This is a genomic window from Streptomyces flavofungini, from assembly GCF_030388665.1.
GTDB classification, from domain to species: Bacteria; Actinomycetota; Actinomycetes; order Streptomycetales; family Streptomycetaceae; genus Streptomyces; species Streptomyces flavofungini_A.
In genome coordinates this window covers 2,077,552-2,090,612 of record NZ_CP128846.1, presented here as the reverse complement: position 1 = coordinate 2,090,612, position 13,061 = coordinate 2,077,552, and the positions used below count along the sequence as shown (strand labels likewise).

Sequence of the window (13,061 nt, the reverse complement as noted above, 5' to 3'; positions counted from 1 at the left end):
CAGTCGGATCTCGGGCGGTCAGACGTCGAAGCGGACGAGGTCGGCGAGGAGACGGGCGGCCGCCTCCTCGGACAGCGGATTCCCGGCACCGGGCCCGCCCCGAGGGCCCGGCTCGTCGAGCTGCCGGTCCATCTCCGCGACGGCGCCCGGGAGTTCGGCGGCGAGGTCCATGTCGTAGCGGAACAGATCGACGAGCAGCCGTCCCGGTACGGTGCGCAGCTCGTCCCAGGCCGCCTGCGTGAACGGCGTCATCAGGCGCCGGGCGAGCAGGTCGAACGGCACGTCCCGCAGGTCCGCGTGCGAGGTCCACGGCGTCACGCCGGCCTCGGCGAGCGCTTCGTAGGGGCCGGGGCCGCTGTCGGGGTCCCTGATCACGAGGGGCCGCCTCCTTCGGTGGTCAGCGCGGTCAGCCAGCGGTTCACCGCGTCGAGCAGGGCCCGCCGGACCCTGCCGTCCATGACGTCGGCGCGGGTGGCGCGGATCAGGTGGTGCAGGGCCCTGCGGACGTCACCGCGGGCGAGTTCGGCCTCCGCGCGGTCGGTCAGGGCGGCGGCCCAGGACGCCAGGTCGTCCTCGTCCGGGGGCGGCTCCGCGCCGTCGCTGCGCATCAGCTCGCCCACGCCCACGACCCCCAGGTCCGTGGCGAGGAGCCGGTCGAGCTCCTCCAGGCTCTCGCCCAGGGTCTCGCGGTAGTTGTGGGTGAGGGCCTGGCCGAGGCCCACGTCGAGCAGGCCGAGGGCCTCGTGCAACAGGCATAGCCGGGCCGGGAGTTCGTCGGTGCGGGCGTCCAGGGTGAAGACGAGGGCGCGGGCCAGGTTGTCGCGCGCGTGGTTGGACGCCGGGTTCAGGGCGAGGGCGCGGCGCAGGTCGGCCTCCGCGCCGTACACGTCGGAGCGCATGCCGTGCTTGGTGCGGGTGTAGCCGCGCCACACGCCCCGCATCGAGTACAGCGACGAGAGCCGCCCGTCGAGCTGGTCGCGGACCTCGCGCTCCAGCGGGTGCAGCACCGGCGGCACCGCCTCGACGAGCGTGATCGCCTCGTCCAGGACGTCACCACGGCGCGCCGGGTCCTCGTCGAGGAGGGCCTCGACCCGCCCGAGCACGGTCCGCACCAGCGCCTTCTTGGCCCGCGCCGTCATCCCCGCGCGGCGCGCCACCCGCACCAGGCGCTCCCACTGCTCCTGGGCCCGGCCGAGCCCGCACTCGCCGTCGGCGAGCGCCGTGCGCGACAGCTCCAGGCGCACCCGCACGGCCAGTTCGACCCCGTCCTGCAGCAACCGGGCGTGCCGGTGCGGCAGTCGGGCGTACGCCGGGTCCCGGCGCAGGAACTCCTGGCAGTACGCGCACCCATCGAGGTGGCGGCGCGGGTCGGGCGCGGCGGCGGGGCCCGCGCAGTCGTCGGGGAGCGTCGTCAGCGTCGGGAACGCGGGCAGGGCGCGCAGGGCGGGCTCGAACTTGTGCACCGCGCACAGCGTGAGGGCCCGGGAGAGGCCAGAGAACGCCCAGCGCAGCTCGCGCACCGCGTACTCGCCCGGGTCCTTGCCGTCCTTCGCGGCGGCGTCCAGGTCCGCGGCGAGCTCGGCGAGGGGCAGTTGCAGGTCGAGCAGGCGCAGATAGCGCGGCCCGCAGGCGAGGGCGGCGCGCGCCCCCGGTACGCCGGGCAGCCCGCCGACGTCCTTGAGGATCCGCGCGCCCGCCAGCTCCGCCTCCAGGAACTCCGCCAACTCCTCGTACCACGCGGCCTGTTCCGGCCGGTCCTGCTCGGTGTGCCGCTGCTCGTACGCCGAGAGCAGGCCGAACAGATGGCGGCTCAGCTCCCAGCGCAGCCGCGTCATGTCCTCGTGGGTCAGCTTGCGCTCGTAGCAGTCGGCCCGCTCGGCCCGCCACCCGTCCCAGTACACGTCGTCGCTCAGGAGCGTGGCCCAGTAGGAGAGCGCCAACTCCCAGGTCCGCACGGCGTGTTCCCACGCCCCGCTCTGCTCCAGCTCCTGCGCCTGCCACAGCCGGGCCACGGCCAGACCGTGCGCCGTCGCCATGTCGCCCGGCGCGGCCGCGAGCCGCCGCTCCCACTCGGCGGTGGCCGCGTCGCGCCCCCGCGCGAGGAGCAGCAGGAGCGGGGCGTCGCCGGGGAAGCGCTCGCACAGCACGTCCACGAAGCCGGGCCCGGCGTGCTCGTCGTCCGGCGACAGCGTGGCCAGCGCGGCCCGCAGACCGTCCGGCTGCTGCCACCGGTACAGCAGCGCGTCCACCTGCAGCCGTCTGCCCGGCAGCCGCAGCCGGTCCCACGCGACCCGCTCCGACCACGTCATGCCGCCGCGCTCCAGGAGCGTGTAGGAGGCGTCGCTCACCGCGGCCATCGACACACCCGGGTGCACGCCCACCGCGCGCAGCGCCCGGTAGGGGTACGTCTCGTCGCGCAGCGCGAACGGGTCCGCGGCCAGTGGGCCCCGGGTCGCGCCGTCGGCCCACGGCAGCAGGTCGATGAGGCGCCGCAGCCTGCGCCGGCGCACATCGGCCCGGTCGAGCCGGTCCGCCGCCCGCCCGTACTCCTCGACGGCCTCGCTCCACCGGCCCTCCGCCTCCAGGGAGCGGCCCCGCGCGTACGCCAGGTGGGCGTCCGCGTCCCCGTGCCCCCGGCACTCCTCGAAGGCCTCGGCGGCCCGCCGCCACTCCTGGTGCGCGTCCGCGAGCCGCCCCCGGGCGTACGCGGCGACGGCGGGCGCGTCCCGGTAGGCGCCCAGCGCCTCGGCCGCCCCGACGACGGCGGCCCACTCGCCGTCGGCCTCGGCGGCACGGACGCGGGCGTACTCCGCGCGTGCGGCGTGGTCGCGCCCCTCGCCCGCACCGGCGGTGTCGCCCGCGTGACCGGCGGCGCACGAGTCGGCGCGGCCGCCCGCGCAGCTGCCCGCGCCGCTCGCCTCGCCGAGCAGGTCGTACGCGGCCGCCACCATCCGCCACCGCGCGGCCGTCCCCGGCCCCTCGCCCGACGCCTCGACCTCCTCCTCGGCCACCCGGGCCCGCGCGTACCGCCGCCGCGCCGCCACGTCCGCCCACGCGTCGGGCAGCACGAGGTACACGTGCAGGGCGTCGGCCCACCGGCACGACAGCTCGTGGGTGCGGGAGAGCGCGTAGAGGTACAGGTGGAGGGACTCCCGGGCGGTGGGGGTGAGGGCGAGGGCCGGGGAGTTCGGGGCGGGGGCGGCGGTGGCCGGGGAGTTCGCGGCGGCGCTGCTCGCGGGCTCGGGGACGTGCGGCGGCAACGGGGTGCGCGGCGCCGGCAGAGTGCCGCCGGGCCCGCCGCCGGTGAACGCGCGGGCGTAGATCGCGCGGGCCGCCGCCCAGTCGCCCCCGGCCTCCGCGCGGCGGCCCTCCACCTTGCGGCGCAGCGGTGCGACGGTGCCGTCGCGCGCCGAGTCGGGCAGGTCGGCCAGGAGCCCGGAGGCGGCGGCCCAGTCCCCGCGCCCGTCGGCGGCGGCGCGGGCCCGGGCGTAGAGGCGGCGCACCTTCACCTCGCCGTCCGCGTACTCGTCGGGCAGCCCGCCGAACCCGTCGATGACGCCCTCCCACTCGCCCCGGGAGTCGGCGAACATGCCCCGGGAGAACCGCAGATGGGTCTGTACGTCGACGAACTCGGCCGGGAGAGCGGCGAGGTGGGACACGGCGCCGCCCCAGTCCCCCAGCTCCTGGCAGCGGCGGCCCCGGGCGTAGGTCCAGCGGAGGGTGACGTCGGTGTGCCCCGTCGCCCCGGCACCGGCCTCCGCCTCGCGGCACGTGCTGAAGGCGGCGGCCGCCGTCGCCCAGTCACCCGCGTCGGCCGCGGCTCGCCCGCGCGCGTAGGCGTACCGGGCGGGGGCGTCGGAGATGTCCGGGTGCTCCGGCGTGCCCGCGGGGGCGGCGCGGGGCGGGCTCGCGGGGGCGGGGCCGGTGCCGGGATCGCCGTGGGGCGCGGGTGCGGCGGTCGGACCTGTCGGTGGAGCCGGTGCCGGGGCGGTCGTGTTGTTCCGGGGCTGCGCGCGGTCGGCGGTGATCGGACCGGTCCCGGTGACTGCGACTGCTTCGGCGGGTGGGGCGGCGGTGTCGGTGAGCGCGCCCGCTTCGGCGGGCGCCGAGCCGTTCCCGGCCGGAGCAGAGATTTCAGCGGCCGGGCCGCACCCGGCGTCCGCCGTCCCGGTCGCCGCACCGACTTCAGCGGACATGCCGTACCGGACACCCGCCCTCTCCCCGCAGGCCACGCCGCCCCCGACCGCGACACCACCCCCGGCCCTCTCGCTGCCCCCCTCGCCCAAGGTGCCCCCGCCGGCCCCCGTACAGGCCCCGAACGCCTCCATCGCCCCCCGCCAGTCCCCGGCGCCCTCCGCGACGCGGCCCCGCGCGTACGCCGCGCGCGCGGTGAGGGCGGGGTCGTCGGGGAGCAGGGCCAGGGCCTCCTCGTAGGCGTGGGCGGCCTCGGGCCAGGCGGTGGCGTGGTGGGCGTGGGCGGCCGTCGCCAGGGCCGTGGCGAGGCGGAGCCGGGTGCGGGCCTCGGTGAGGCGGGCGCGGGGGGCGGGGGAGTCGGGGGTGGTGGCGAGGACCTGTTCGTAGAGGGCGATGGCGGTGGGCCAGTCCGCGGCGGCCTCCGCGGCGCGGGCCCGGTCGGCCAGCTCGGCGGCGTGGCGCAGCCGGTCCGCGCGGTCGAGGAGCCCGGCGGGCAGCGGGCACGGCAGGGCGGCGCGGACCGCGGCGAGGCGCCGCGCCGCGTCCGCCCCGTCCCGCCCGGCGGCGAGCACCCCGCAGAGCGCTTCCAGCTCGGGCCAGGCCAGCTCGAACGCCGCCTCGTCCCGCAGTTGCCGCTGCTCGTCCTCGTACTGCCGCGTCGGTGTCCGCAGGATCCGCAGGACCTGCGCCCACTCGCCGCGGTCGCGCTCGAACCGCGCCGCGTCGATGAGCGTCGCCGCGCCGACGTGCCCCACGGGCCGCTGGAAGGCGCGCAGGGCGTCGGCGCCCTCGCGCAGCGGGTCGGGCGCCGCGCCGTCGTCGTCGCGCACCTCCCGCGCCTTGAAGAGCCAGCCGTGCCGGTATCCGGCGTGCAGGAACAGCGCGGGCGTCGCCCACTCGACGGCCGTGTGCCGCGGCAGGTGCGAGATGCGGCGGCGCGCGGCGGCCATCGACTCGTCGACGGTCCGGTTCGCCGCGAGCCCCTTCAGGAGCTCGGGGCTGAAGCGTCCCGCCGACACGTCGCTGACCCGGCCGCGCATGGCGACGACAGCGGGCACGCCGCCGCCGACGAGCGCCTGCGCGAGCCCCGAGAACGGCTCGGTGTGCACTCCGTCGGGGCCCGAACTGTCAGCGCCGGAGCACAGGTTGAGGACGGCGAGCCGCAGCCTCGGGGCTTTGAGGAGGATGCCGCTGAGCAGATCGGCGGGCACCGGGTCCGCGCCGCCGTGCTCCGTCTCCAGCTGGACGACGCCCTTGCCGAGGTCCTCGTCGTACGTTCCGTGGGCGATGAGGAGCACGGCCGTCGGCAGGTCGCCGTGCGCCCCGAGCGCCGACTCCAGGCGCTCGCGGGTGGCCCGCTCGACGACCGTGGTGCGGACCGCCACCTCCGGCAACTCCTGGCGCAGCGCGGCCACTTCGGAGTCCACGCGGAGGGCGGGGCCCGACCCGGCCGGGGAGGCGCAGGCGACGACGAGACGGATCAGGCTGGGCTCGTCCGCCGGGTCGGGCAGGCGGCGGCCGAGGGGCCCGCCGGGCAGTGAGCGGGCCAGGGAGTGGCCGGGGCCTAGGGCGAGGGACTGCTGCGGCATCCCGGCGGGCGCGCACAGGGCTTCGAGCGGCAGTTCCCGCAGGTGCGGCGGCAGGTCGAAGCGGAGCCGCAGGCCGCGCGGGGGGCGCAGGCGCTGGGCGAGTTCGAGGGCGGCGGCCAGGCAGCCCCCGGCCCCCTCGCCGCCGTCGCCGCCGAACAGCAACCGGTACACGTCACGGCCGAGGTCGCGCAGCTGCTCGGCCGTGTGCCGCTCGCCCATGGGTGCGAGGCCGAGGTCGGCGGCGACGAGCCGGTCCCAGCGGGCCCGGAACGCCGCCGGCGCGCCGTCCACGGCGATCACGCCGAGCGCGCACGCGGGACCGCTGACGGCCACGAGGCAGTGGGACGGGCCGACGGGGCGGACCCGGATGCGCAGTTCCTCGTACTGGAGCATCGCCGCCGCTCACCTCCAGCTCTCGTCGAACTGTTCGCGTACGAAGTCGAGTTCGCTCCGGGCCCGGTCCCGCTCCTCGGTGATCTCCGGGTCGTCGGGGAAGTGCGTGAGCGCGGCGGTCAGTTGCCCGACGGCCTCCTCCAGGGCGGTGCGCGCGCCGGACAGGCTGCCCGAGCCCCAGCGGCGCAGCGCCAGGCCGCGCAGCACGATACCGAGGCTGAGCTGCGCGCGCCGCAGCCGCGGGCCGATCGCCACGGAGCGCCGCAGGTCCGTCGCGGACGCCTCCAGGTCGGCGTCCTCGCGGTTGGCCTCGCGGATGCCGCGGTCGGCGAGTACGCGGGCCAACTGGCCGTCCAGATGGGGTCGTTCGTTGGCGCCGATGACGGAGCGCGCGGTCTCCAGGGTGCTCGCGGCGCGGGTCAGGTGCCCGGCGCGGTAGGCGTCCTTGGCAGCGGCGAGCGCGAGGCCGACGACGGCTGCCTGCGTGTGCCGGTAGCGCTCCAGCCGTCTGCTGTGGACGAGGGCGCGGCGCCAGCACGCGGCGGCGGCGCCGAAGTCGGGGCGGTCGGCGGTGAGGTGGTCCCTGCCGAGGGTGACGCGGGCGTGCAGGGCCAGCTCCCGGGCGTCCTTGGCGAGCCGCCGGTGGCGGTCGGGGAGCCCGGCGTACCCGGGGTTGAGCCCGTCGAAGCGGGCGCAGTCCGCTTCGCAGACGGGCGCCGCGGCCGGGCCCGCCGCACGCGCCCGCGCGCGGCAGTCGCGGCAGCGCAGCTCGGTGAGGGCGGCGAGGGCGTCGCCGGGCAGCCCGGCGGTCAACTGGATCTGGGCGAAGCCGAGTTCGGAGAAGGGGTGGACGAGGGCGGGGTGCGCGACGCCCGTCTCGGGGGCGGCGCCGCTGCCCGTGGCGGTGAAGACGCCGAACTCCCGGACCCGGCCGAGCGCGGCGATCGCCAGCGGCCCGCAGCGCAGGGGGGTGTCCCAGGGCCCGGGGAACCCGCCGGCCTCGTCGAGGATCCGCGCGGCGTCGGCCTCGCGCTGGAGGAGCACGTCCGGGGCTACGCGGCTGCCGCTGACGCCCTCGTCGGGCAGGCGCCGCGCCACACGGTCACGCAGCCCGCTCCGCAGGCCGGGCACGAGGTCGGCGCCCACCTCCGCGCCGTACCGCCGCCCGGCCGCGAGCCGCACGCGGTCCCAGAAGGAGCTGTCGTAGAGGAGCGCACCCCAGGCGGCGATGGCGCGCTCGCAGGGCGGGGTGGGTGTCGGGGGTGCCGGGGCTGCGGGCGTCGTGGGGGAGTCCGTCGTGTGCGGGACGTCGGCGGAGGGTTCCTGTGTCGGGGAGTTGAGGAGGGCGATCGCCAGGGCGTGGGTGACGCGGTGGTCGCAGGGGTCGCGCCGGGCGGCGGTGGCGAGGACGTCGACGGCGGCGTCCCGTCGCCCGCCCACGGCAAGGGCGACGCCGTACAGCACCGCGAAGCGCCCGGTGTACGGCTCGATGTCCCACGCCGCGCCGAACAGGGCGGCGGCGCGCGGCCAGTCCGGGTCGGCGCCGTCGAGCGCGGCGAGCCCGGCTCTGCGGAGCAGCGCGGCGACGCGGGACGCGGTGGGCGCGGATTCGGGGGCGCTCGGTGCCGCCCCTGGGCCGGAGGGGCTGGGTGCCTCTGATCCGGGGGTGCTGTGTGTCCCCGGGCCGGACGCGTTCCGTCGCCCCGAGCCGACGGCGCCCCGCACCCCCGACAGCACCGCCGCCGCCCACCTGCCCTCGTCGTCCAGCACTCCGCTCCGCTCCGCCGCGCGGAGATCGGCCAGCGCCCCCTCCCCGTTCCCCGCCGCGAGGCGTGTGTAGGCGCGCTGGACGAGGGCGCGCGGGTGCGGCGCGGCGCACGCGAGGGAACGGGTGAAGTGGGCCTCGGCGGAGTCGATTCGCCCTTCGTGGGCCAGGGCGCAGCCGAGCCAGAACAGGGGAGTGGCGTCGTCGGGCGCGGCCTCGTGGGCGAGCTGGAACTCGGTGCGGGCGCCGTCGAGATCCCCGGCGGCCAGGCGTACGCGTCCCAGCCGGACATGGGGCCGCGCCTCCGCGTGGGGCTCCTCCACGCGGACTTCCTCCGCGTGGGCCTCCTCCGCGCAGGCCTCCTGCGAGCGATCCCGTTCCGCGCCGTCCCGTTCCGCGTCGGCGAGCGTCGGCTCCGTCCGTGGCTCCACTCCCACAAGCCCCCGTTCAGCAGCCAGTGATGGTCCGTCAGCCTGCGGCCTCGTCCAACTCCGAGCGCCAGCGGCCGAGTTGGCGATCGTAGTGCAGCGGCCCCACCTGGAACGTCGTCAAGTCGAGGCCCAGCAACTGCTCATACGCCTCGGCGGGCAGATCCGGTTCCAGGACGACGCTCAGGCCGCTCCGGTCGTCCTGGAGCACCAAGGGGCGCGGCGCCCCGTCGGCCCCCGCCGCCCCTGGGTCCGCCCCGCGCCGTACCAGGCCCTTGAGCGACGCGTACGCGTCCCGCACCGCCTCCGCGCCCAGGCCGCTGAGGAAGGCCTGGAGCGGCAGGGAGGCGAGGGCGAGCCAGGCGAGGTCGCCCACGCCGCGGTGGGCGACGGCCCGGCGGACGCGGGCCGTGCGGACGCCGAGGTCGTCGAGCGCCGCGACCAGGTCCTGGGCGAGGGCTTCCGGGGCGTCCTGGTCGAGCAGCACCTCCGCGCGCAGGGGCAGGGCGTCGGGCATGGGGCGCGTTCTCCTTCCGGCGGGGCGGGCGGTCCGGGGCTCGGGGGCGGGGCGGGGCGAGGCCGAGGTCGGGGTCGGGGTGGCGGTGGGTGCGGAACGGGCCCCGGGACCCGCAGCCTAGAGGCGCCGGTCGCTCCCGCACCGGGAAACAGCGATCTCTCACCCGCACCAGCGGGCCCGGGACCCCCACACGCACCACCTCTCGGCGCCCCGCCGAGCGCTCACCGCGCATCCGTCAGGCATCTGCCATGCACCCGTCATGCGCCCTATTTCTGGAATGGGGGATTCATGGAACTTTCGGCGCATGCCGTGAGTCTTCTGGGGTGAAGGCTGAAGAACAGCCGAGTCAGCCGCATCACTGAAGACAGCTGGACACGGGGGTGTTCGACCTTGACCGACGTGACTGACATGCAGACCGGCATGCGGACCGGCACTCAGGCCGGCATGCGGACCGGCACTCAGGCCGGCATGCGGACCGGAGCGCACGCGGGCATCGACCGCGACACGGTCGCGCACGAGCTGGAAACCCGCGAACTCGCGCCGTTCATGGCGCCGTTGACGGTCCCGCCCGTCCTGCGCCCGGCGGGCGGCGACGTCCTGGAGGAGACGGAGATCGCCGTCCGCCCCGGCTGGGTGCGGCTGCACCCGCAACTGCCGCCCACGCTCATGTGGGGGTACGAAGGGTGCGTGCCGGGCCCCACCATCGAGGTGCGCCGCGGCGAGCGCGTGCGGATCGCCTGGACGAACCGCGTGCCCAAGGACAGCGAGTTCCCCGTGACGGCCGTCGAGGCCCCGCGTACGTCCCCGCCGCCGAGCACCCGCCCGGGCCGTGACGGCGTCGAGCCGAACAAGGACGTGGCGGCACTGCCCGCCTGGACGGTCACGCACGTGCACGGCGCGCAGACGGGCGGCGGGAACGACGGCTGGGCGGACAACGCCGTGGGGTACGGCGACGCCCAGCTGTCCGAGTACCCGAACGACCACCAGGCGGTCCAGTGGTGGTATCACGACCACGCCATGAACATCACCCGGTGGAACGTGTACGCGGGGCTCTACGGCACGTACCTCGTCCGGGACGACGAGGAGGACGCCCTCCAACTCCCCTCCGGCAAGCGGGAGATCCCCCTGCTCATCGCCGACAGGAACTTGGACACCGACGAGGACGGCCGCCTCACCGGACGCCTCCTGCACAAGACCACGATCGTCGACCCGAAGAACGCGGAGACGGGCAAGCCGGTCTCGCTGCCCTTCACCGGCCCGTACACCACGGTCAACGGCCGCATCTGGCCGTACGCGGACGTGGCCCCCGGCTGGTACCGCCTCCGCCTGGTCAACGCCTCGAACGCCCGGACGTACGACCTGGTCCTCGTCGACGAGGACAACGCGCCGGTGCCGGGCGTGCTGCACCAGATCGGCAGCGACGGCGGCCTGCTGCCCCGGCCCGTGCCCGTCGACTTCGACGCGGCCCTGCCCGCGCTCACGGTCGCGCCCGCCGAGCGCTTCGACCTGCTCGTCGACTTCCGGACGCTCGCGGGCAAGCGGCTCCGCCTGGTCAACAAGGGCCCGAACGCCGCGCCCGGCGTGCCCGACCCCGCGGGTGACGTGGCGTATCCGCACGTCATGGAGTTCCGCGTCGGCAGGGGCGGCGGCGCCCCCGAGACCTTCCGGCTGCCCGAGGTCCTGTCAGGATCGTTCCGGGCCATCGGCCACGGCGTGCCGCACGGCCACCGCCTCGTCGTGCTCACCCCGCCCGCCACCAAGGGCGGCGGCGGCCATCCGGAGATGTGGGAGATGGTGGAGGTGAAGGACCCGGGATCCATCCAGGTCCCCACCGACGGCATCATCCAACTGCGCGGCCCCGACGGCGTGCTGAAGACGTACCGGCGCATCGCCCGGACGTTCAACGACGGCCTCGGCTACACGATCGGCGAGGGCGCGTACGAACAGTGGAGCTTCCTCAACCTCGCGGTGAATCCGAACGTGACCCACCCGATGCACATCCACCTGGCCGACTTCCAACTCCTCGGCCGCGACGCGTACGACGCCTCGGGCTTCGACGTCACGATCGGCGGCACCCGCGCCCCGATCACCCACGACCCGGGCACGCCGGTCCCCCTGGCCCCCAACGAGCGCGGCTGGAAAGACGTGTTCCGGGTGCCCGGCGGCCAGCTCCTGCGTGTCATCGGCAAGTTCGACGGGGCGTACGGCCGGTTCATGTACCACTGCCACCTCCTCGAACACGAGGACATGGGGATGATGCGGCCGTTCGTCGTGATGCCGAAGGAGGCGCTGAAGTTCGACCACGGCGGCGGGCACGGCGGCCATGACGGCGGTCACGGGGGCGGCCACTGAGGACCACGCCACCGGGGTGGCCGGGGCGCGGCGGGGACGCGGGCTCAGGCGGTCCGCGCCCCCTGCGCTGCCGGCTCCTGCCCCTCCGGCACCCGGCCCTCCGGCACCCGCCCCTCCAGCCCCCGCGCCCCCGCCGCGTGCGCCACGGCCGCCCTGGCGAGCCCCCGCACGAACGGATGCGCACGCGAGCCGTCGCCGTACTGCTCCGGCTGGAACAGCGAGGCCAGGAAGAATGGATGGCCGGGAAGTTCGGCGACCCGCGCCTGGCCCTGCTCGTCCCTGCCGCTGAAGCGCAGGCCGTGGGCCTCCAGGGTGGGCAGGTGGGCGCTGCCGTCGGGGCCGTACACGCAGTGGAAGCGCTCCAGGGAGCGGTCGGAGCCGAGCAGCGACTCGGCGAGCGAGCCGGGCGCGAGCCGCACCACGCCCTCGTGGCCGACGAGCGAGCAGGCCAGCGGCGTGAGCATCAGGTCGTCGGCGTCCGGCTCGTTCTCGGCGTGCGCCACGTCGCTCAGGCCGCACGCGTTCCGCGCGAACTCCAGGAGCGCGTGCTGGAAGCCGCCGCACGTGCCGAGGAACGGCACACCACCCTCGCGGGCCGCGCGGATCGCGGCCAGCGCGCCCGCCTCACTGCGGTACGGACTGCCCGGAAGGACCCACACCGCGTCGAAGCCGCGCACCGCGTCCGGTTCCTCGGCGTCCGTCGTCGGGATCCAGTAGGCGTCGAGGAGCAGCCCGTCGCGGGCGGCGAGCGCGGACAGCAGGAGCGGGACGCGGGTGTGGGCGATGACGGACAGCGAGCGGTCGGCGATCAGGGCGATTCGAGCCACGGGGGCCGGTGTTGCGGTCATGGACCTCATCCTGGGCGGCCCCGCCCGTTCACGTCCAACGATGAAATCTGCACCCTCCATAAGCAACGCTGATGCGCCTGGGCGATCCTGACCGCCATGGACCCGCACCTCCTGCGCACGTACGCCGTCGTCGCCCGCCTGGCCTCGTTCTCCGCCGCCGCCCGCGAACTGGGCTACACCCAGTCCGCCGTCTCCCAGCACATCGCCGCCCTGGAACAGGACCTCGGCACCCCGCTCCTGACCCGCCGCCCCGTCGCGCCCACCCGCGCGGGCGAGCGGCTGCTCGAGCACACGGGTCCGCTTCTGCTGCGGCTCGACGCGGCCCGCGCCGACGTCACGGCCCTCGCGGGCGCGGTCGACGAGGACCTGACGCTCGTGGCCGCGCCGACGGCCCTGACACCCCGCACGCTCCGGGCGCTCCCGTCGACCGGCGTCACCCTGCGCGTCCTGCCGCGCGCGGACGTCCCCGAGGCCGTCGCGACGGGCACCGCCCCCCTCGGGCTCGTCGACGGCCTGGCCGCGCCCAGCGACCCGCTGCGGCTGCCCGACGTGGCCCCGCTCGGCGTCCGCGGCGTCGGCGAGGAACCCGTCCGCGTGCTCCTTCCTGCCGGCCACCCGCTGGCCCGCCGCACCGGCCTGCGCCTGGGCGACCTCGCCGACGCCCGCTGGCTGGACGCTCCGGGTGCGGGCCTGCCCCTGGACCAGCTGCGGGCGGCCCACGGGGGCGGCGGCTTCCGCCCGGCCCTGCGCTACGAAGGCACCGACGTGCGCACCCTCACCGCCCTCGTCGCCGCGGGCCACGGCCTCGCCCTGCTCCCGGAGTCGGCCGCCACCGCGCCCGGCACCGTCGGCGTACCGCTCACCGAGCCGCGCGTCGTCCACCGCACCGAACTGGTGCACGCCGGGACCCCGCACGGTCCCGCCACGATGTTCGCCGCACGCCTGGACGTCACCCGTTCGTGAATCGTCGCGCGG

At 76.6% G+C, this 13,061-nt stretch carries 7 protein-coding genes; 2 read left to right on the top strand and 5 right to left on the bottom strand.

Features of this window, described 5'->3' with window-relative positions:
• Positions 1 to 18: 18 nt before the first annotated feature.
• Genes QUY26_RS08185 through QUY26_RS08170 form a run of 4 tightly spaced genes read right to left on the bottom strand, consistent with a single transcriptional unit; the run spans position 19 to position 8,886 of the window.
• Complete coding sequence (locus tag QUY26_RS08185) at positions 19 to 375, bottom strand: hypothetical protein (RefSeq protein WP_289944591.1); 357 nt, start codon at positions 373 to 375, stop codon at positions 19 to 21.
• Positions 372 to 6,176, bottom strand: a complete 5,805-nt coding sequence (locus QUY26_RS08180; RefSeq protein WP_289944590.1) for a CHAT domain-containing protein — start codon at positions 6,174 to 6,176, stop codon at positions 372 to 374. The genes QUY26_RS08185 and QUY26_RS08180 overlap by 4 nt, the downstream gene beginning before the upstream one ends.
• 9 nt (positions 6,177 to 6,185) lie before the next feature.
• Positions 6,186 to 8,372: a CHAT domain-containing protein gene (locus QUY26_RS08175; protein WP_289944587.1), complete on the bottom strand. Its 2,187-nt coding sequence runs from the start codon at positions 8,370 to 8,372 to the stop codon at positions 6,186 to 6,188.
• A 37-nt stretch (positions 8,373 to 8,409) separates the two neighbouring features.
• On the bottom strand, positions 8,410 to 8,886 hold the full coding sequence (locus tag QUY26_RS08170) for a hypothetical protein (RefSeq protein ID WP_289944585.1): 477 nt from the start codon (positions 8,884 to 8,886) through the stop codon (positions 8,410 to 8,412).
• Between the two features lie 546 nt (positions 8,887 to 9,432).
• On the opposite strand from QUY26_RS08170, the gene phsA reads away from it, so the two are divergent.
• Positions 9,433 to 11,238, top strand: coding sequence for an O-aminophenol oxidase PhsA (gene phsA / locus QUY26_RS08165; protein ID WP_289955587.1), 1,806 nt, complete (start codon positions 9,433 to 9,435; stop codon positions 11,236 to 11,238).
• A 44-nt stretch (positions 11,239 to 11,282) separates the two neighbouring features.
• On the opposite strand, the gene QUY26_RS08160 is transcribed toward phsA, so the two are convergent.
• On the bottom strand, positions 11,283 to 12,086 hold the full coding sequence (locus QUY26_RS08160) for a CTP synthase C-terminal region-related (seleno)protein (protein ID WP_289944583.1): 804 nt from the start codon (positions 12,084 to 12,086) through the stop codon (positions 11,283 to 11,285).
• Between the two features lie 96 nt (positions 12,087 to 12,182).
• Here QUY26_RS08160 and QUY26_RS08155 point away from each other — a divergent pair, with 96 nt between their 5' ends.
• Positions 12,183 to 13,049: a LysR family transcriptional regulator gene (locus QUY26_RS08155; protein WP_289944581.1), complete on the top strand. Its 867-nt coding sequence runs from the start codon at positions 12,183 to 12,185 to the stop codon at positions 13,047 to 13,049.
• The last annotated feature ends 12 nt before the right edge of the window (positions 13,050 to 13,061 follow it).